At 70.1% G+C, this 20,083-nt stretch carries 15 protein-coding genes and 4 pseudogenes; 14 read left to right on the top strand and 5 right to left on the bottom strand.

Annotation, left to right across the window (positions count from 1 at the left end; translation table 11 throughout):
- Positions 1–60: 60 nt before the first annotated feature.
- A complete protein-coding gene (locus tag ACZ3X1_RS18430; RefSeq protein WP_467280284.1) occupies positions 61–1,059 on the bottom strand; it encodes an ABC transporter substrate-binding protein in 999 nt (332 codons plus the stop codon).
- A gap of 439 nt (positions 1,060–1,498) precedes the next feature.
- Here ACZ3X1_RS18430 and araB point away from each other — a divergent pair, with 439 nt between their 5' ends.
- The 3 genes and pseudogenes from araB to ACZ3X1_RS18415 form a co-directional block, all read left to right on the top strand.
- Positions 1,499–3,193: a ribulokinase gene (araB, locus tag ACZ3X1_RS18425; RefSeq protein ID WP_467280283.1), complete on the top strand. Its 1,695-nt coding sequence runs from the start codon at positions 1,499–1,501 to the stop codon at positions 3,191–3,193.
- 83 nt (positions 3,194–3,276) lie between these two features.
- Complete coding sequence (gene araA / locus ACZ3X1_RS18420) at positions 3,277–4,788, top strand: L-arabinose isomerase (RefSeq protein WP_467280282.1); 1,512 nt, start codon at positions 3,277–3,279, stop codon at positions 4,786–4,788.
- Positions 4,789–5,037: 249 nt separating this feature from the next.
- Positions 5,038–5,355, top strand: a pseudogene (locus tag ACZ3X1_RS18415) (beta-L-arabinofuranosidase domain-containing protein); the annotation flags it as partial.
- Positions 5,356–5,532: 177 nt separating this feature from the next.
- On the opposite strand, the pseudogene ACZ3X1_RS18410 reads toward ACZ3X1_RS18415, so the two are convergent.
- From ACZ3X1_RS18410 to ACZ3X1_RS18400, 3 genes and pseudogenes are all read right to left on the bottom strand, one after another.
- A pseudogene (locus ACZ3X1_RS18410) lies at positions 5,533–5,646 on the bottom strand (MerR family transcriptional regulator); the annotation flags it as partial.
- A gap of 88 nt (positions 5,647–5,734) precedes the next feature.
- Positions 5,735–7,135, bottom strand: coding sequence for a GH1 family beta-glucosidase (locus tag ACZ3X1_RS18405; RefSeq protein WP_467280281.1), 1,401 nt, complete (start codon positions 7,133–7,135; stop codon positions 5,735–5,737).
- Positions 7,136–7,995: 860 nt separating this feature from the next.
- Positions 7,996–9,027, bottom strand: a complete 1,032-nt coding sequence (locus tag ACZ3X1_RS18400; protein WP_467280280.1) for a LacI family DNA-binding transcriptional regulator — start codon at positions 9,025–9,027, stop codon at positions 7,996–7,998.
- 526 nt (positions 9,028–9,553) lie between these two features.
- On the opposite strand from ACZ3X1_RS18400, the pseudogene chvE reads away from it, so the two are divergent.
- The 3 genes and pseudogenes from chvE to mmsB all read left to right on the top strand — a co-directional run.
- Positions 9,554–10,588 (top strand): annotated as a pseudogene (gene chvE, locus ACZ3X1_RS18395) (multiple monosaccharide ABC transporter substrate-binding protein); the annotation flags it as partial.
- 102 nt (positions 10,589–10,690) lie between these two features.
- The gene (gene mmsA, locus ACZ3X1_RS18390) at positions 10,691–12,238 is read left to right on the top strand and encodes a multiple monosaccharide ABC transporter ATP-binding protein (RefSeq protein WP_467280279.1); all 1,548 of its coding nucleotides are present in this window, start codon (positions 10,691–10,693) and stop codon (positions 12,236–12,238) included.
- A 3-nt stretch (positions 12,239–12,241) separates the two neighbouring features.
- Positions 12,242–13,477, top strand: coding sequence for a multiple monosaccharide ABC transporter permease (gene mmsB / locus ACZ3X1_RS18385; protein ID WP_467280278.1), 1,236 nt, complete (start codon positions 12,242–12,244; stop codon positions 13,475–13,477).
- A 65-nt stretch (positions 13,478–13,542) separates the two neighbouring features.
- Here mmsB and ACZ3X1_RS18380 read toward each other — a convergent pair.
- Positions 13,543–13,753: pseudogene (locus ACZ3X1_RS18380) on the bottom strand (hypothetical protein); the annotation flags it as partial.
- Positions 13,754–14,340: 587 nt separating this feature from the next.
- Here ACZ3X1_RS18380 and ACZ3X1_RS18375 point away from each other — a divergent pair.
- From ACZ3X1_RS18375 to ACZ3X1_RS18340, 8 genes are all read left to right on the top strand, one after another.
- The gene (locus ACZ3X1_RS18375; protein WP_356811789.1) at positions 14,341–14,817 is read left to right on the top strand and encodes a hemerythrin domain-containing protein; all 477 of its coding nucleotides are present in this window, start codon (positions 14,341–14,343) and stop codon (positions 14,815–14,817) included.
- 47 nt (positions 14,818–14,864) lie between these two features.
- Positions 14,865–15,251: a hypothetical protein gene (locus ACZ3X1_RS18370; RefSeq protein ID WP_467280277.1), complete on the top strand. Its 387-nt coding sequence runs from the start codon at positions 14,865–14,867 to the stop codon at positions 15,249–15,251.
- An 82-nt stretch (positions 15,252–15,333) separates the two neighbouring features.
- On the top strand, positions 15,334–16,038 hold the full coding sequence (locus ACZ3X1_RS18365) for a DUF6766 family protein (RefSeq protein WP_356811787.1): 705 nt from the start codon (positions 15,334–15,336) through the stop codon (positions 16,036–16,038).
- A 520-nt stretch (positions 16,039–16,558) separates the two neighbouring features.
- Positions 16,559–17,125: a hemerythrin domain-containing protein gene (locus ACZ3X1_RS18360; protein WP_362622660.1), complete on the top strand. Its 567-nt coding sequence runs from the start codon at positions 16,559–16,561 to the stop codon at positions 17,123–17,125.
- Positions 17,126–17,415: 290 nt separating this feature from the next.
- On the top strand, positions 17,416–17,910 hold the full coding sequence (locus ACZ3X1_RS18355; RefSeq protein ID WP_467280276.1) for a DUF5709 domain-containing protein: 495 nt from the start codon (positions 17,416–17,418) through the stop codon (positions 17,908–17,910).
- 147 nt (positions 17,911–18,057) lie between these two features.
- Positions 18,058–18,939, top strand: a complete 882-nt coding sequence (locus ACZ3X1_RS18350) for a glycosyltransferase family 2 protein (RefSeq protein ID WP_467280275.1) — start codon at positions 18,058–18,060, stop codon at positions 18,937–18,939.
- 204 nt (positions 18,940–19,143) lie between these two features.
- Positions 19,144–19,419, top strand: coding sequence for an early set domain-containing protein (locus tag ACZ3X1_RS18345; protein WP_356811783.1), 276 nt, complete (start codon positions 19,144–19,146; stop codon positions 19,417–19,419).
- A 99-nt stretch (positions 19,420–19,518) separates the two neighbouring features.
- Positions 19,519–19,935 (top strand): CBS domain-containing protein, encoded by a 417-nt coding sequence (locus tag ACZ3X1_RS18340; protein WP_356811782.1) that lies wholly within the window; start codon positions 19,519–19,521, stop codon positions 19,933–19,935.
- Positions 19,936–20,083: the final 148 nt, after the last annotated feature.

The following is a 20,083-nucleotide window of genomic DNA, read 5'->3' as shown; positions in this document are numbered from 1 at the left end:
GCGGGCCCGCGAGATCCGAAAGAGACGGGCCGGGCCTTCTGCGGCACCGGAACCTGCGCGTCAGTAGTTCCGGGACGGCAGGGCGGCCGCGGCCTTGTCCTGCGGGAAGACGCCCTCCTGGGTCTCGACCCGGGTCGGCACGCTCTCTCCCGCCGCGACCTTCTTGGCCAGCTCCATCAGCTGGTCGCCGAGCAGCGGGTTGCACTCCACCACGACGTTGATCTTGCCCTCGGTCATCGCGACGAAGGCGTCCTTGATTCCGTCCACCGAGATCACCTTGATGTCCGTACCGGGCTTCTTGCCGGACTCCTCGATGGCCTGGATGGCGCCGAGGGCCATGTCGTCGTTGTGGGCGTAGAGGACGTCGATGTCCTTCTGGGACTTCAGGAACGCCTGCATGACCTCCTTGCCCTTGGCGCGGGTGAAGTCGCCCGACTGCGAGGCAACGATCTTGAATTTGCCGTCGGTACGGATGACGTCGGCGAAGCCGGCCTTGCGGTCGTTGGCGGGCGCGGAGCCCGTGGTGCCCTGGAGCTCGACGATGTTGACCGGGCCCTGTTCGTTCGCGTATGCGCTGGTCAGCCACTCGCCCGCGGACTTGCCCTCCTTGACGAAGTCCGAGCCCAGGAAGGTCTTGTAGAGGGAGGTGTCCTTGGTGTCCACGGCGCGGTCGGTGAGGATGACCGGGATGCCCGCGTCCTTGGCCTCCTTCAGCACCGTGTCCCAACCGGACTCCACGACCGGCGAGAAGGCGATCACGTCGACCTTCTGCTGGATGAAGGTGCGGATCGCCTTGATCTGGTTCTCCTGCTTCTGCTGCGCGTCGGAGAACTTGAGTTCGATCCCGGCCTTCTTCGCCGCCTCCTGGACCGACTTGGTGTTGGCGGTACGCCAACCGCTCTCGGCGCCGACCTGGGCGAAGCCCATGGTGATCGCGCCGCCGGAGCCCTCCTTGGCCCCGGAGGCCGGGCCGGAGGCGGGGCCCTCGGTCGAGCAGGCGGTCAACGCCGAGGAGGCGAGAAGGGTGGCGGTGAGGACGAGAGCTGCTCTGCGAGCCATGACGGGTGTCCTTTCGGGGTGTACGGAAGAGGCTCCGCACGGCGGGAGCCGGACTCGACCCCATAGGAACCCGGGGGCGCCGTCGCCTTGTGAGCGCTAACAAGGCGCGTTCTCAACCCCCTTGCGCGCGTTACCTGTCCGTTACTGCGTCGGGCGCGGCAACGAGGCGGGCCCCATCTTTTCGCGACGCCTCGACCCCCGCCGCATCGCCCGGATGAGCATCCATCCCCGATATGTCGGCGGCAGATCCGCTCGGGCACCCGGCAGAAACGGAGGTTGCGCCAGAGGAGTTCGCGTACAACCCACGCAGAGCTCTTGCCTATCGACATTGTTAGCGCTCACACTACGGTGGACCGCCCGGCCGACCGCCAGGATTGCGGGCGGCAACTCCACCTGCCGGGCCGCCTGCTGCCCCACGGCGCCTTCGAAAGGCACTCTGTTGACGTCACCCCATCCCCTCGCGCCCACCCCGCATTCCGAGGAATCGGAGCAGTACACGGTCGGCGTCGACTTCGGCACGCTGTCGGGCCGCGCCGTGGTGGTGCGGGTTCGCGACGGTCAGGAGCTGGCCGCGGCGGTCCATGCCTACCGGCACGGCGTCATCGACCGGCACCTGCCGCACGGCGGTGCGCAACTGCCTCCGGACTGGGCCCTGCAACACCCCCAGGACTGGCGGGACGTACTGCGTCACGCCGTCCCGGAGGCCGTGGCGGCGGCCGGGGTCGATCCCGCCGCGGTGATCGGTATCGCCACCGACTTCACCGCCTGCACCGTCCTGCCCACGCTGGCCGACGGGACTCCCCTCTCCGAGACCGAGCTCGCCGCACGGCCGCACGCGTGGCCCAAGCTGTGGAAGCACCACGCGGCCCAGCCGCACGCCGACCGCATCAACGAACTCGCCCACGCCCGCGGGGAGAAATGGATCGCCCGCTACGGCGGCCGGATCTCCGCGGAGTGGCAGTTCGCGAAGGCCCTCCAGGTCCTGGAGGAGGATCCGCTCGTCTACGAAACCTGCGCGCGGTGGATCGAGGCCGCCGACTGGATCGTGTGGCAGCTCACCGGAACCGAGTCCCGCAACGCCTGCACCGCCGGATACAAGGGCATCCACCAGGACGGCGCCTACCCGAGCGAGGAGTACCTGGCCGCGCTGAACCCCCGGTTCGCCGACTTCGCACGCACCCGCCTCGCGTTCCCCCTCTCCGCGCTGGGCTCACGAGTGGGCTCGCTCAGTTCCGAGGCAGCAGCGTGGACAGGACTGCGCCCCGGCATCGCCGTGGCCGCGGGCAACGTCGACGCCCATGTCACCGCAGCGGCGGCCCAGGCCGTCGAAGACGGTCAACTGCTCGCCATCATGGGCACCTCCACCTGCCACGTCGTGAACGCTCCCGTCCTCGCCGGTGTCCCCGGCATCTGCGGTGTCGTCAACGGCGGGATCGTCGAGGGAACCTACGGTTACGAGGCCGGCCAGAGCGCGGTCGGCGACATCTTCGCCTGGGTGCTGGACCAAGGCGTCCCGTCGGACTACCTCGCCGAGGCCGCCGAGCGCGGCGAGGACCTGCACAGCCTGCTGACCCGGAAGGCCGCCGGCCAGCCGGTCGGCGGCCACGGACTGGTCGCCCTCGACTGGCTGAACGGCAACCGTTCGGTCCTCGTCGACCACCACCTCTCCGGAGTCATCGTGGGGCTCACCCTCGCGACCCGCCCCGAGGACGTCTACCGCGCGCTGCTCGAAGCCACCGCGTTCGGCACGCGCGTCATCGTGGAGGCCCTGGAGGCGGGCGGCGTACCGGTCCACGAGTTCATCGTCGCCGGAGGACTGGCCAAGAACGAGCTGCTGATGCAGATCTACTCCGATGTGCTGCGCCGCCCCGTCTCCCTGGCCGCGTCCGACCAGGGCCCCGCCCTCGGGTCGGCCATCCACGCCGCCGTAGCCGCCGGCGCGCACCCCGACGTGCGCACGGCCACCGCCGCCATGGGCCGCCGCCGTCCTGCCGTCTACACGCCCGACGCCTCCCGGGCCGAGGCCTACGACGCCCTCTTCGCCGAGTACCGGCTCCTGCACGACCACTTCGCCGTCGGCGGCCTGCTGCACCGCCTGAGGAACATCCGCGACACGGCTCACACCTCGGGCTGACCCCGCCCGCTGGCCGTTCCCGCTTCCCCACCCACGCCCGCCGCCCTCACCTCCGTTGCGGGACGTCACCTTCAGGAGTCCATGTGCCCAGCCGAACATCCCCCGCCCAGGAAATCTGGTTCCTCACCGGCAGCCAAGGCCTGTACGGGGAGGAGACGCTGAAGCAGGTCGCCGAACAGTCGCGGCAGATCGCCACCTCGCTGGCCGACGCCTCCGGTATTCCCGCGCGTGTGGCGTGGAAGCCGGTACTGACGGACGCCGACGCCATCCGCCGGGTGTGCCTCGACGCGAACGCCGACGACCGGTGCATCGGGCTCATCGCCTGGATGCACACCTTCTCGCCGGCCAAGATGTGGATCGCCGGACTGGACGCGCTGCGCAAGCCGTTGCTGCACCTCCACACCCAGTCGAACGTGGCCCTGCCCTGGGACACCATCGACATGGACTTCATGAACCTCAACCAAGCCGCCCACGGCGACCGCGAGTTCGGGCACATCCAGGCCCGTCTCGGCGTACCCCGCAAGACCGTGGCCGGCCACGTCACCGATCCGGTGACGACCGCACGCGTCGCGATCTGGGCGCGGGCGGCCGCCGCACGAGCCGAACTGGCCACCCTCAAGGTCGCCCGCTTCGGCGACAACATGCGCGACGTCGCCGTCACCGAGGGCGACAAGGTCGAGGCCCAGCTGCGCTTCGGCGTCTCCGTCAACACCTACGGCGTCAACGACCTGGTGGAGGTCGTCGACAACGCGGACGAGACCGAGGCGGCTTCCCTCGTCAAGGAGTACGAGGACCTGTACGACCTGCCGCCGGAACTGCGCCCGGGAGGCGAGCGGCACGGCTCGCTGCGCTACGCGGCCCGTATCGAGGCCGGCCTGCGCACCTTCCTCGAAACGGACGGCTTCGGGGCCTTCACCACCAACTTCGAGGACCTGGGCGGACTGCGCCAGCTGCCCGGCCTCGCCGTCCAGCGGCTCATGGCCCAGGGGTACGGCTTCGGAGGAGAGGGCGACTGGAAGACCGCCGTCCTGCTGCGCGCCCTCAAGGTGGCCGCCGCCGGCCTCCCGGGCGGCACCTCCTTCATGGAGGACTACACCTACGACCTGACACCCGGCAACGAGCTCATCCTCGGCGCGCACATGCTGGAAGTCTGCCCCACCATCGCGGCCGCCAGGCCCAGCTGCGAGATCCATCCCCTCGGCATCGGCGGGCGGGAAGACCCGGTGCGCCTGGTGTTCGACGCGGCCCCCGGCCCGGCCGTGGTGGTCGGGCTCGCCGACCTCGGCGACCGCTTCCGCCTGATCGCCAACGACATCGACGTGGTGGCGCCCCCTCACCCGCTGCCCGCCCTGCCCGTTGCCCGCGCGGTCTGGCGGCCCCACCCCGACCTGCGGACTTCCACCGAATCCTGGCTGACGGCCGGAGGACCGCACCACACCGTCCTCAGCACCGCCCTCACCTCGGACCACCTCGACGACCTCGCGGAAATGCTCCGCCTGGAACTCGTCCTCATCGACGAGGCCACCACCCCGAAGCAGTTCCGGCGCGATCTCCGCTGGAACCAGGCGTACTACAGACTGGCACAGGGCTTGTGAACCAGTCGAAGCCCAGTCCGGTCCCCGCGGCCGGGCACCGGCCGACCGGCCCCGACGCCCGTCACCACCGGTCCTGTCCCCCAGCAGGACATGACGACCGGGCGACGCAGCGAAGGTGACGCGACGGATCGAAGGCGGCCGCATCGCCGTGCGGCGCCTCCAGCGCTGCCCATCGACCCCAAATCCCCGACTTCTGCTCTGACGGACTAAGGAGTTCGCCATGCCGGTTCACCCTTCAGCCGCCGCGCCATGATCAAGGCGACCGGCGTCGCGGCCATGGCCGCGGCTGCCGGCCCCGTCCTCGGCTTCGCCTCCGCCGCGGCGGAGACATCCCCGGTCAGGCCCGACCTCGGAGTGTCGACGTTCCCGTTCGACCTGGGTCAGGTCCGGCTCACCAGCAGCCGATGGCTCGACAATCAGAACCGCACCCTGGCCTACCTCCGCTTCGTCGACGTCGACCGCCTGCTGTACAACTTCCGCGCCAACCACCGGCTCTCCACCAAAGCCGCGGCCCCGACCGGAGGCTGGGACGACCCGGCGTTCCCCTTCCGCACGCACGTGCAGGGCCGGAACAGCCCCGCGGCCCGAGCGGCGTCGCCGACCAGCTCGGACAGCCCTTCGGCCGCTGCCGGTCCCTCAGGGGCGATCCCGCGGTTCCTCACCTCCGCGACGGTCTGGACGACCTGCCTGGCCCACCAAATGGACGCCCCGGGGGCACGACTCTGGCCAGGGGCCGGCGTGCTGCGCGCCGGTGACCTCGGCGACCGTCGTGCGGCCGCTCAGGACGCGGCATACGTCGCCGAGCCCGAGGCCCAGCTCCCGCAGGGTGCGGACCAGCTCGACGCGGGCCACGGACGATCGCCTCGACACCGACGACCTGGCGGCTGCTCGCTGACGTAACGCGTGGTGACGCCCGGGCGCATCAGCCCGTAGCCGTCGGTGAACTTCATCGTGCAGGTTCCTCCGTCCGCGCGCGGTGCGCGGTGATCAGGCCCCGGTACCAGTGGTAGCTGTCCTTGGGCGTTCGGGTCAGCGTGTCGTAGTCGACATGGACCAAGCCGAAGCGCTGGCCGTAGCCGCGCGCCCACTCGAAGTTGTCCAGCAGCGACCAGACGTAATAGCCACGCACGTCCACCCCTGCCGAGATGGCGTCGGCGACGGCGGCGAGGTGGTCCGCGAGGTAGTCGATCCGCTCGGTGTCATGGACCCGGCCGTCGGGGCCGACGGTGTCGGCCTCGGCGGAGCCGTTCTCGGTGATCCAGACCGGTGGAAGCCGCGGGTATCGGGCGTGGAGTTCACGGAGCAACGCTGTGAGCGCGTCCGGGACGACGGGCCATCCCATGGTGGTGTGCCGGGTCCTGTACGGGTCCAGCTCGGTGACGCCGATGTCCACGGCGGTGCGCAGTTCGGGGTCGTTCGTGCGGTGGGGGGCGGCGGCGGCGGTGATCGGGCGGTAGAAGTTGACGCCGAGGAAGTCCAGCGGGGCGCCGATCAGCTCCAGGTCGCCCGGCAGCCGCCAGGGGCCGTCGGCGAGGCCGGCCCAGGTCTCGGCCTCGTGCGCGGGGTAGCGGCCCGCGAGGAGCGGCTCGGTCCAGACCTCGTTGTGGAGGACCTTGGCACGGCGCAGGGCGGCTCGGTCCTCCGGGAGGGCTGAGGCGAGGTGGATGCGGTCGAGGTTGAGGGAGATCCCGATCTCCTGGGCGCCCGCGGCGCGCAGCTCCCGTATCGCGAGGCCGTGGGCGACCAGCAGGTGGTGGGCGGCCCCCAGCGCGCCGCGGCCCTCCTCGGCACCGGGTGCGTGCCGCCCCTCGGCGTAGCCGACGAAGGCGGAGCAGTAGGGCCCGTTGAGGGTGATCCAGCGCTCCACCCGGTCTGCGTAGCGCTCGGCTGCGAGGGCCGCGTACTGCGCGAACGCCTCGGCGGTCTCCCTGACGCGCCAGCCACCGCGGTCCTCCAGGGCCTGGGGCAGGTCCCAGTGGTAGAGGGTGACGGCGGGGGCGACCCCGGCGGCCAGCAGCTCGTCGATCAGGCGGTCATAGAAGTCCAGGCCCTTGGGGTTGACCGGTCCGGTGCCCCGGGGCAGCAAGCGGGGCCAGGCGATCGAGAAGCGGTAGCTGTCGACGCCGAGCCCGCGCAGCAGGGCGATGTCCTCGCCGTGGCGGTGGTAGTGCTCGCAGGCCGTGTCGCCCGTGGCACCGTCGAGCGTGCGGCCGGGGGTGTGGCTGAAGGTGTCCCAGATGGACGGGCCGCGGCCGTCCTGGTCGTGGGCGCCCTCGATCTGGTAGGCGGCGGTCGCGGCACCGAAACGGAACCCGGCGGGCAGTTCCGGGAAGACCGGGGTGCTCATGGGCGGTACCTCATGGGTCTGTCGGGCTCCTAAGCGGTCTCGGCTTCCCCGAGACCGCTTGGGTCTCGGGGGCGGGGCTCAGTGCGTGGGGCGGCCCGGCGCGCCGGCCGCCCTCGCGGGGTCTGCCCGGGCCGGTGGTGGAGGGCGATCAGAGCTCCGGCGCCAGGCCGCTCTCGCGCAGCGGGCCAGTTGGACGGGCGGGTGGGAGCCGCAGCCGCCGCCGTGGTCGCCGAAGCGACCGGGCTTCGGCAAGGGTCCGCCGCCAGAAGGCGTCGAAATCCGTCGGATCGGACAACCTGGCCGGTATCGGATGAGTTCGTCCAGGTCGAGGCCTGTGAGCGGCATGGGGAGTTCCTCCGGGCGGAGAGGTGACGAGGCGACGGAACTTGGCGGCCGCAGGGAGCCTTGTCTCGTAGGTCCGGGCACTGCTGTGGGCAGGGGTGGCGGCCCGCCCCCCTCGGACGGGCCGCCGGTCTCGCAGGTGCGGGCCCCAGTCGGTCGTCCCGCCGGACGTGGTGAAGCAGCAGGCGGCCAGACGGAAGCCGCCCTGCAGCGTCAGCCGCAGGTCGTGGACGCCGTCCAGCGGGACGGCGAGCTCGGCCGCGACGGTCGTACTCGTGTAGCGGTCGCCGGTGACCGGAACACCGATCTCCGCCAGCAGCCGGTCACCGGCAGAGTTCCAGCCGCGCCTCCCCGGAACCCGCGTTTTCGAAGGCAGTCTCGGCCTGCACCTTCATGAGCCAAATTGTTAGCGTTCACATTGCGTCCCTGTCAAGGGTTACGGAGCCCTCAACCGAGTGCGGCGTGCGCCTCGCAGAGTGCGGGCCACTGGGGCGGTCAGCCCGCCCGATGGTGCCGGCTCAACGGCGAGCGGCGGGACCCACGCTGCGACGCAGCACCATCTCCGGCGAGATCCGCACATGGGGGCGGGTGTGCGCGACGCCCTCCAACTCCTCGACGAGCAGTTCCAGGGCCCGGCGGCCGAGCTCGCCGAAGTCCTGCCGCACGGTGGTCAGGGGCGGGGTGAAGTAGGCCGCCTCGGGAATGTCGTCGAAGCCGACCACGCTGATGTCGCCCGGGATCGAGCGGCCGGCCTCGTGCAGGGCGCGCAGCAGGCCGAGCGCCATGTGGTCGTTGGCGCAGAAGACGGCGGTGACGTCGCCCAGTTCGGAGATCCGCAAGCCCGCCTGGTAGCCGGCGCGCGCGCTCCAGTCGCCGCGCTCGACATGCGGCACGGGGGCTCCGGCAGCCTCCAGCGCCCCGCGCCAGCCCTCCTGGCGGTCCTGGCTCTCCAGCCAGCCGGCCGGGCCGGCCAGGTGGTGCACGGTGCGGTGGCCCAGATCGAGCAGGTGCCTGGTTGCCGCTTCGGCGCCGGAGCGGTTGTCCACCGAGACCATGGGAACCCGCGACTGGCTGCCCGATCCGACCGCGACGACCGGCACGGAGCTGGAGAGCCTGGCCACCGCACTGACGGCTGAGATCTGGGGCGCGATCACGGCAACGCCTTCCACGCCCTGGTCGCGCAGCCGGTCGACAGCCTCCTGAACCGAGCGGCCGTCCAGGGAGCGCAGGCTCGTCACGCTGACGGAATACCCCGCACTGCGCGCAGCCTGCTCGATGCCGTCCAGCATCGAGGCGGGGCCGTACAGGGTCGACTGGAAGCTGACCACGCCGAGGGTTTGCGAGCGGCGGGTGACCAGGGCGCGGGCGGCGGAGTTGGGCCGGTAGTCCAGCTCCCGGATGGCTGCGAGCACCCGCTCCCGGGTGCCGGGCCGCACGTGCGGGGCGCCGTTGAGCACCCGGGACACCGTCTGGTGGGACACGCCGGCCAATTTCGCCACGTCCGCCATCACTGGGTGGCGCTGCTCGGCCCCGGCGCTGTCGGTTCCCACTCGCACTTCCCTCCTCGACTCCGGGCCACGGTACGCTACCGGCCCTCGGTGAAGGCCATGTGAGCGTCAACGGACAAGGGCATGCGGCGGGGGGCCACCACCATCCGGGCGTGGGGCGGGCGGATCCTCAGGACCGAGATCCGGACCAATGGCGGGACCAACGCTTACCCGAAGCCGCTGAGGCCGCTGAGGCCGCTTGGGTCAGCGTGCCCGGACGGGCCCGACGCGCACGTGCTCCGCCAGGGGAAGCCAATCGCCTGCGGAATTGTTGACCCGACGGTGATCCGAACAGACCCTTGACGGCACTCTTGTGAGCGTTAACACTCAGGTGTTGCCAGGCCGGAGCCGTTGCCACCCCGACTTCGCACGGCGCGAGGAAACGACTCCCGGCCGGGCCCCGCTCGACCGCTTCCGGTTCTCCAGCCGGGTCGCACTGTGCCGGTCGCGGGACATCACTGGAGGAACTGTGCGGAAGTTTTCAGCGGGCCTTGTCACCGTGGGTCTGACGCTGTCGCTGGCAGCCTGAGGCCAGAGCGCCAACGGAGCGGGCGACGGCGGGGCCGGCGGGGATGCCAAAGGCGGCCTCATCGGCATCGCCATGCCGACCAAGTCGTCGGAGCGCTGGATCAACGACGGCAACAACATGGTCGAGGAGTTCCAGGCCAAGGGCTACAAGACCGACCTCCAGTACGGCGACAACGTCGTGGAGAACCAGGTCTCCCAGGTGGAGAACATGATCACCAAAGGGGCCAAGCTGCTGGTGATCGCCGCCATCGACGGTTCCTCGCTCACCAACGTGCTGCAGAAGGCCGCCGACGCCCACGTCCCCGTCATCTCCTACGACCGGCTGATCCGGGGCACCGGGAACGTCGACTACTACGCGACCTTCGACAACCACAAGGTCGGAGTCCTCCAGGGCAGTTACATCGTCGACAAGCTCGGCCTCAAGGACGGCAAGGGCCCGTTCAACATCGAGCTGTTCGCCGGCTCACCGGACGACAACAACGCCACGTTCTTCTTCAACGGTGCGATGAGCGTCCTCAAGCCGTACATCGACGACAAGAAGCTGGTCGTGCAGAGCGGCCAGACCTCCTTCAACCAGATCGCCACACTGCGCTGGGACGGCGGTCTCGCCCAGTCCCGGATGGACAACCTGCTGAGCAAGTCGTACACCGCCGCCCGCGTCGACGCCGTGCTCTCGCCGTACGACGGCATCTCGATCGGCATCATCTCGTCGCTCAAGGGCGTCGGCTACGGCGCCGGCCGGCCACTGCCCGTCGTCACGGGCCAGGACGGCGAGCTGGCCTCGGTGAAGTCGATCATCGCGGGCGAGCAGACCCAGACCGTCTACAAGGACACCCGCCAACTGGCCAAGGCCGCAGTCCAGATGGGCGACGCGCTACTGACCGGCGGCAAGCCCGAGGTCAACGACACCACCCAGTACGACAACGGCGTCAAGACCGTACCGGCGCAGCTGCTCCAGCCGGTCAGCGTCGACAAGGAGAACTACCAGAAGGTCCTGGTGGACAACGGACAGTACACCGCGGACCAGCTGAAGTAGCCCACGGGGCCGAACCGATGGGTCCGGCGACGCCGAACCGGCGGTGCGACGCCCGGGAGACCGCCCGGCACCGCACCGCCCCGACGATACGGATGCACCACCATGGCCCGACCCGTTCTCGAGATGCGGTCGATCAGCAAGACGTTTCCCGGTGTCAAGGCCCTCTCCGAGGTCAACCTCACCGTCGCCGCGGGTGAGGTGCACGCCGTCTGCGGTGAGAACGGCGCCGGCAAGTCCACGCTGATGAAGGTACTCAGCGGGGTCCACCCTCACGGCAGCTACCAGGGCGAGATCTACTTCGAGGGCGATCCCTGCCGGTTCCGGGACATCCGGGCCAGCGAACAGCGCGGCATCGTGATCATCCACCAGGAACTCGCGCTGGTGCCTTACCTGTCCATCGCCGAGAACATCTTCCTCGGCAACGAGCACGCCACCCGGGGCGTCATCAGCTGGCACCGGACCCTGACCCACGCCTCCGCACTGATCCGGCAGGTCGGACTCGACGAGAGCCCGTACACGAGGATCGCCGATCTCGGCGTCGGCAAACAGCAGTTGGTCGAGATCGCCAAGGCGCTCGCCAAGAAGGTCAAGCTGCTCATCCTGGACGAGCCGACGGCCGCCCTGAACGACGAGGACAGCCGCAAGCTGCTCGACCTGATCCTCGAACTCAGGGCTCAGGGCATCTCCTGCATCCTCATCTCGCACAAGCTCAACGAGATCGCCCGGGTCGCCGACGCCGTCACCATCCTGCGCGACGGGCGGACCATCGAGACCATGGCGATCGGTTCGGAGGGCATCTCCGAGGAGCGGATCATCCGCGGCATGGTCGGCCGCGACCTGGAACACCGCTACCCCGAGCGCGTCCCGGAGATCGGCGAGGTCGCCTTCGAAATCGAGGACTGGAGCGTCCGGCACCCGATCGACCACCGGCGCAAGGTGGTCGACGGCGTCTCGCTCAAAGTCCGTCGAGGCGAGATCGTCGGCATCGCCGGCCTCATGGGCGCCGGCCGCACCGAACTGGCCATGAGCGTCTTCGGCCGCTCGTACGGACGGTGGACCGACGGCCGGGTGCGGCTGCACGGCCGGGAGATCCGTACCCGGACGGTGCCGGAGGCGATCGGGCACGGCATCGCGTACGTGACCGAGGACCGCAAGCAGCTCGGCCTCAACCTCAACGACGACATCAGCCGGAACATCTCGCTGAGCTCCCTCGGCAAGGTCGCCCGGCGAGGCTGGGTCAACCGGCACGAGGAGGCCCGGATCGCCGAATCGTTCCGGCGGACCATGAACATCAAGGCCCCCTCGGTGTTCGCGGAGACCGGCAAGCTCAGCGGCGGCAACCAGCAGAAGGTCGTTCTCAGCAAGTGGATCTTCGCCGAGCCGGAGGTGCTGATCCTCGACGAACCCACCCGGGGCATCGACATCGGCGCCAAGGCGGAGATCTACACCGTCATCGCCGAACTCGCCGCCGAGGGCAGGACGGTACTCGTCATCTCCTCCGAACTCCCCGAGCTCCTGGGCCTGTGCGACCGGATCTACACCATGGCCGAAGGCCGGATCACCGGTGAGGTGACCCGCGCGGACGCCACCCAGGAATCCCTCATGCGGCTCATGACCATGAGCGCGGCATACCCCGACAAGCAGGTGTGAGGCATGGCCCAGACCGAGACCACCCCAGAGACCGCGCCCGCCACACCGGATACCGGCCAACGACCGTCTGCTGGTGCCGTACTGGCCCGAGCGCTGCGCGGGAACCTACGCCAGTACGGGATGCTGGTCGCGCTGGCGCTGATCGTGCTGCTGTTCCAGATCTGGACGGGCGGCATCCTGCTCCAGCCGCTCAACATCACCAATCTGATCCAGCAGAACGGCTACATCCTCATCCTGGCCATCGGCATGATGATCGTCATCATCGCCGGGCACATCGACCTGTCGGTCGGGTCGCTCGCCGCCTTCGTCGGGGCGGCCGCGGCGGTGATGATGGTCGAGCACCAGGTGCCGTGGCCCGTGGCTCTGGTGGCCGCGCTGCTGATCGGGGCTCTCGCCGGAGCCTGGCAGGGGTTCTGGATCGCCTATCTCGGGATCCCCTCGTTCATCGTCACTCTGGCCGGCATGCTGCTGTTCCGCGGTGGGACCCAGATCCTCCTGCAGGGCCAGTCGGTGGCGCCGTTCCCCAAGGGCTTCCAGAACCTCAGCAGCGGCTTCCTCCCCGCGGTCGGCCCCCAGACCGATTACCACAACCTCACCCTGGTGCTGGGCCTCGTGGTGTTGGCCGTCGCGATCCTGCAAGAGGTGCGCGGACGCCGGCGGGCCGCCTCGTACGGGCTGGAACCGCTCCCGGCCGGGCTGTTCCTGGTCAAGCTCGGCACGATCACCGCGGCCGTGGTGGCCTTCACGCTGCTGCTGGCCAGCTACCACGGGGTGCCCGTCGTTCTGCTGATCCTCGGTGTCCTGCTGGGCGGCTTCGGGTACGTGATGCGCAACTCGATCCTCGGCCGGCACACCTACGCCATCGGCGGCAACGAGGCGGCGGCGAGGCTGTCCGGGGTGAAGAGCAAGCGGGTCGTCTTCCTGGCCTTCGTGAACATGGGCGTCCTGGCGGCTCTGGCCGGGCTGGTCTTCGCCGCGCGACTCAACGCCGGTACGCCGCAGGCCGGCATCAACTTCGAGTTGGAGGCGATCGCCGCCGCCTTCATCGGCGGTGCCTCCGCGAGCGGTGGTGTGGGAACCGTCCTCGGTGCGCTCACCGGCGGTCTGGTGCTGGGCGTGCTGAACAACGGCATGTCGCTGGTCGGCGTGGGTACCGACTACCAGCAGGTGATCAAGGGCCTGGTACTGCTGGCGGCCGTCGGCTTCGACGTCTACAACAAGCGCAAGGCCGGAGCCTGACCTTGCCCTCGCCCCTCCTCGGCTCGGCGCTGCTGCCGCCGCCCGCACGAGGAGGGGCGCCCCGCCTACCGGGAGCCCGCCTCCTGCGGCTGCGCTCGGACGTCGACGATCCGCTCGAAGAAGAACTCGTGCTTGAGATAAGGAGACGTGACGTCGTACTCGTGACCCGGGTACGGCGGGATCAGCTGAGCGGCCTGGATCAGCCGCCAGCCCGCCCCGAGCGCCGCCACCCCCCGACTCGTACGGCGGCTCGTCGCCGTCGCCCGAGAGTGGTCTACCGCTGGATTCTCAAGCCGGGCCGCACGGTCCCGGACAGCATGTCTTCGCCGGCCAGTACAACCACGCCGCCGGCGGCCGGGAGGCCAAGCACGACGGCTACCGCGTCGACGCCGGCGGTCCCCGCGGCGCCCTCTCGGTCTGGGGCGGCTTCACCCGGCCACGGCCGGGACCCGCACCGACAGCAGGTTGAGCAGGGGCATCAGTGGAATCATCGTGCTGGCAGTGCACCTGTCCTGGCGGCAATGTTTCACCATCCCAGGCCACGCCACTGCCTCTCGCTCGGCGGGGTGCAGGTCGGCGGTGCGGGGCCCGGGCGATGAGCCCCTCCGCACCGATGTCGAGCTGATGGCTGGACCGATCAGGCAGTGAGCCAACAGGCCGCGCAGGAGGTCAGGAGGCGTCCGCGCGCTGCGGCTCCCTGGACGGGGCTGGCTTGGCCGCTCCGGGTGGGCATCGGGTCGGCTCAGGGGTGGAGAACGGCTCCGTTTGGTCCACTCGGGCGACATCTGGCCGACTGCGCGGCAAAGGCCGCTTCCCGAGGGTAGGGAAACAAATCCCGTAATCCGCACACCCGAAGGCCATTCATGGACGCGATCGTACTTCTGCGTGACGACCACAAGACCGTCGAGAAGCTGTTCAAGCAGTTCGAGAAGACCGGGGACGAGGACACGGACGAACGCCGGAGGATCGCCGACCAGGTAGTCGAGGAGCTGACCGTCCACGCCTGGATCGAGGAGCAGATCTTCTACCCCGCCGCCCGGGAAGCAGCGCCGGACACCACGGACCACATCCTGGAGAGCATCGAGGAGCACCACGCGGTCGTGTGGATGCTGTCCGAGCTCAAGGACATGGACGCAGCCGACGAACGGTTCAAGGCGAAGATGAGCGTCCTGATGGAGAACGTCCGCCACCACGTCGAGGAAGAAGAGAAGGACTGGTTTCCCGACGTCCGCAAGGCGATGGGACGTAACCGGCTCACCGAACTCGGTGAGCGGATGGAAGCCGAGAAGCCGAAGGCGCCACGGGATCCGCTGGCCGCTCCCAGCGCCGGCAGCCGATGACACCGGGAGCCGGCTCCCGCGGTGCGGCTCTGAGGGCGGCCGGCGCCGTGGCCCTGGCAGGGATGCTCGCCGTGTTCCTCGCGGGCTGCGGGGCGTCCGGGGCGCGCGTGGACGGCGCCCGGGATGCCGGCCGTGCCTTCGAGCAGGCGCTTGCCTCCCGGGACTACGGGGCAGCGTGCGGCCTGCTGGCTCCTGAGACCCGCACGCAGCTGGAGGAGGACGAGAAGCAAGCGTGCGCGAAGGCGCTGGAGGAGCGGGAACTGCCGGTGCCGGGAGCGGCGGCCGGCGCCGAGGTCTACGGGCGCCAGGCCCTTGTCCACGCCGGCGGCGAGACGCTGTTCCTGTCGCAGTTCACCGGCGGATGGCGCGTCGTCGCGGCAGGCTGCACGCCACAGGAGGACAAGCCCTACCAGTGCGTCGTGAAGGGCGGATGAGCATGCGCGGACTCTTCATTGCCTGCCTCGTCGTGATCGTGGGCGGGCTCGGCTACTTCATCGCGATCGGAGCGATGCAGCGATGAGCAGAAGCCGAGAGGGGGACCGGGAGCACGGGAACTTCTGGAGGGACAACAGCCTCACTCTCGCCTTCGGAACGGCGTTCCTGCTGGTCCTGCTCGGACAGGCACTGGCCGGGCACGCGGAGTTCAACGCCCAGCTCACCGACGACGGCCTCCAGCGGATCAGCCTGGGTGAGTACGTGACGTCCTCGGACTTCGCCGTGGACGTCACGGAGAACTGGCAGTCGGAGTTCCTGCAGTTCTTCCTGTTCATCTTCGGCACCGTCTGGCTCGTCCAACGGGGCTCACCGGAATCGAAGGAGCTCCACAAGATCGGTTCCGAGTCCGACCGCGAACAACGCGTGGGCGATCACGCCGGGGAGGACTCGCCGCGCTGGGCCGGCGCGAAGGACTGGCGGCAGACGGTGTACTCACGCTCGCTGGGCCTGGTCATGGGCGGTCTGTTCGCCCTGTCCTGGCTGGCCCAGTCGATCACGGGCGTGGCCGCCTACGACGAGCAGCAACTACGACAGCTCCAGGACCCCATCGGCTGGGGTGCCTACCTGGCCTCACCGGACTTCTGGAACAGGACACTGCAGAACTGGCAGTCGGAACTGCTGGCCGTGGCCGCCATGGTCATCCTCTCCGTCTACCTGCGCCAGCGGGGATCGCCGGAGTCGAAGCCGGTGGGCTCCTCCCACACCGCCACCGGCGTCGAAGGCTGAGAGGATGCGATGACGTTCTCGTCCACGGGCCGAGTTCACCGTCGGGGGCCAGGTGCACGGTGGGCCCGAAAGTCCCGTCAGGACGGCGAAGTCGCGTTCCATGCCGTCCCACCTCGCCAGGACCGGCCGCTCTCGTACACCCCCGCCCGTCACTGGCGGGAATCGTCCCGAACCGGTCCTCCCGCAGCCCCCTCGGCGCCCCGCAAGCTGCCCTGAACCGGCACCCGGACCGCTTCCCCTGCGGGGCCGGGCACGCCGAAAAGTCCGCCATCCGGCCGAGCGGCAACGCATGATCGCGGATTCTCTGGGACCGCCGGTCGATCCAGCCCCGCCGGGGGGGGGAGGCTGCCGGACACCCCCGTACGGAGCGACCGTGAGCGCGACACGCGCACCTGATCCGCGCACCGCAGACCCTTTCGGCGCAAGGTCGGCCGACACGCTGGGTGAAGCGGAACCACGTCCTGTGGGCGTCGCGCGCTTCACTGGGTGGCCGGCAACCTCGTAGAGAAGGGCACTCCCCATGGGCCACGGCGGTGACGTGATCGCGGAATTGATGACCGACCACGAGGAGGTGGAGGAACTATTCGCGAACATCGAGGAGATTCCCTCCGGTGACGCTCGCAGGAAGATGTACGCCGACCAGGTCACCATGGAACTCGTCCGGCATTCGGTAGCCGAAGAGGCGTACCTGTATCCCGCCGTGCGCAAGCACGTTCCGAACGGCGACGGCATCGCCGACAAGGAACTGGAGGACCACGCCGCAGCGGAACGCATCATGAAGGAACTCGAGGGCTGCGACGCCGGTCACCCACGGTTCGACGAACTCATCACGAAGCTGATGACGGAGATCCGCAGCCATGTGAACGACGAGGAGAACAACCTGTTCCCTCGCCTGAAGCAGGCCTGTTCCACGGAAATGCTGGAGAACCTGGGTGACAAGGTGCGCCAGGCCAAGAAGACGGCCCCCACGCGTCCGCACCCGTCCGCCCCGGACAAGCCGCCCGCCAACAAACTCCTGGCACCTGGTGTCGGGCTCGTCGACCGACTCCGTGACGCGATGAGCGGACGGGGCAAGGAACCTTCCTGAGCGGGCCGCTCCTCCCCCTTCGCCGGACCGGCGCCACCTGCGGGAAAGGTGCCGCCGGTCCGGCGCTCACGGCTGTTTTCGCCCGCCCCCTTGCGGGCAGCCGCTCCCAGGGGTCATCGAGACAGAAGTGCAGCGAGATGACCGAGCACACACCGGACGCCGACTCCGGCTCCGGGAGCCGGTGAGAGGGGACGAAGCCGTGCACCTGGCCACCGCGATCAGGACCTCGGCGCTCGATGACCGGACCTGCGGCCGGCTGCGGCCCTGACAGCGAGGGGAAAGGAGCTCCGATGAGCGAGAACCAGATGGCGGACGACGCCTACCAGCCCACGGGCGGCAACGAGGAGCAAGAGGACGCGGCGCCGCTGGACCTCCAGAACGCCGTGGACGAGCGCACGTACGACGACATGCTGGACGAGGGCCACTCCCCTCCGGAGAAGCCGTTGGGTGTCACGAAGTACGGCACGACGGCGGAGGAGCAGAACGCCGGTGAAACGCTGGACGAGAGGCTGGCTCAGGAAGTCCCGGACGTGGCGGACCCCGACGGGGACGGTCTGGGGGACCTGCCCGGCGGGCAGGGAGAACTGATCGACACCGAGGTGGGCACCGACCGCGCCGGGCGACTGATGGCGCCGGACCAGGGCGTTCGAAGCGACACCACCAAGGAACTGATCGCCCGGGACGAGGGCATCGACGGAGGCGCGGCGAGCGCCGAGGAAGCGGCCATGCACATCGTCGAGGGCGATCCCCCCGCCGAGGGTGAGGAACCCGACCCCACTGTCTGACCGCGACCGTGGGCAGGCGTCGGCCCCGGGCTGCCCCGAACGGCGCTCCTCCGCAGGGGTCCGGCAGAGACCATGACCGACCCGACCGGGGCCCTTCGTGGCCTCGCGCATCGCCCCCCGTCGACCCCCACCAGAGGTGACCCGGCCGTGACGCCCGATCCCCGCACCACCGTCGTCGTCATCACCCACAACCGCCGCGACCAGCTGCTGCAGACCCTCGACCGGCTGGCAGCGCTGCCCGAGCGGCCGCCGGTGATCGTCGTCGACAACGCGTCGACCGACGGGACCCCCGAAGCCGTCGCACGGCTCCGGCCGGAGGTCACCCTGCTGGCGCCCGGCCGCAATCTAGGCGCTCCGGGCCGGAATCTGGGCGTACGTCACGCGCGCACGGCGTACGTGGCGTTCAGCGACGACGATTCATGGTGGGAGGCCGGCTCCCTGGCGCGCGCGGCGGACGTGCTCGACCGGCATGCGCGCCTGGGCCTGCTCGCCGCCTGCGTCCGGGTGGGTCCCGATGCCGACCCCGATCCGCTGAACGCCCTGCTCGCCGCCTCCCCGCTCGACCACGCCGCCGATCTGCCGGGACCGCAGGTACTCGGTTTCCTGGCCTGCGCCGCCGTCGCCCGACGGGACGCCTACCTCCAAGCCGGCGGCTATCACCCGATCCTGTTCCTCGGAGGCGAGGAGACCCTGCTCGCCTACGACCTGACCGCGCTCGGCTGGGGCGTCTGCCACGTTCCGGACGTGGTGGCAGTGCACCGTCCGACCGGTGGCGTGCGGCCGGGCCGGCCCGCGGTCCAGCGCCGCAACGCCGCCCTGACCGCGTGGCTGCGCCGCCCGGTGGGCGTCGCTGCGGAGCACACCCGCCGGCTCGCCGCTGACGCCGCGCGCGACCCGGAGGCCCGGCAGGCGCTGGTGGGGATGTTCAAGCGGCTTCCGGCGGCGCTGCGCTCACGTCGTCCGCTGCCGCCGCCCGTGGAGGCGGCGGCCCGCCTTCTGGACGCGGACGAGTGCGAGCGCGGGCGGTGATCGGCGTGGACCTCCCGAGTTCTTGGCGTCCCCGCCTCGCGACGCGGGCCCACCACGCCGGCAGGAGGGCCAGAGGCGGCATCTACCCACTTCGGCCCAGTGCAGGACCATCAAGGTGACCTCCCTTGGCGTGTCCGGCCCTTGCCCGGCCCCGCCGGATGGAGGATGGCCCGCGACGATCCACCCCTGCCGCCAGGAGACTCCGTGCTGGAACGCAAGCAGCTCAAGGACCGCACCCAGGTCACCTTCATCCTGCCCGCCGATACGCCCCCCGGCCCGGTCAGCGTGGTCGGTGACTTCAACGAGTGGAAGCCCGGAACCCACACCCTGGTGCCGCGTGAAGACGGTACCCGCGCGGTCACCGTCGCCCTGCCCGGCAGCAGCGTGCACTCCTTCCGCTACCTGGCCGCCGGCGACTACTGGTTCGACGAGGACCACGCCGACAGCCACGACGGCATCAACAGCCGCCTGCACACCTGAATCGAACGCGAGTGGGCGGGCACCCGAGCGGTGCCCGCCCACCCACCCTTCCGGGCCCAAGGGCACGGGATGACGACACCTACCGAGAGGAGCGGCCGGATGACCACGGCTCGCGAGATCATGACGGAAGGCGCCGAGTGCATCGGCGCCGAGGAAACGGTCCTTGAGGCCGCGAAGAAGATGACACAGATGGGCGTCGGAGCGCTGCCGATCTGCGGCACCGACGACAAGCTCAAGGGCATGCTCACCGACCGCGACATCGTGGTGAAGGTCCTCGGCGCCGGCAAGGACCCCGCCCAGTGCAAGGCCGGAGAACTCGCCCAGGGCGAAGCGGTCACCATCGGAGCCGACGACGACGCCGCCGAGATCATGCGCACGATGGCCGACCACCAGGTACGGCGCCTGCCCGTCATCGACGGCCACCGACTCGTCGGCATCGTCGCCCAGGCCGACGTCGCCCGTGCACTGCCCGACCCCCAGGTCGGCGACCTCCTGCAAGCCCTCTCCGTCGACTGACACAGGCGCGCCGCCACCGTCAGGCCCGGCTCCCCCGTAAACGATCTCGCGGCCTGGTGAGCGCCCGGCCGGGCGGACGCACCGCTGCGGTCGTCGCCGGGAGGCAGCATGGGGTCCGGGTGGACCGGATGGCCTGGGCGACTGGACA

It is taken from the genome of Streptomyces sp. NPDC023541 (genome assembly GCF_055559995.1).
The sequence above is the reverse complement of the archived record's forward strand: the minus strand, read 5'-3'. Positions and strand labels throughout refer to the sequence as shown.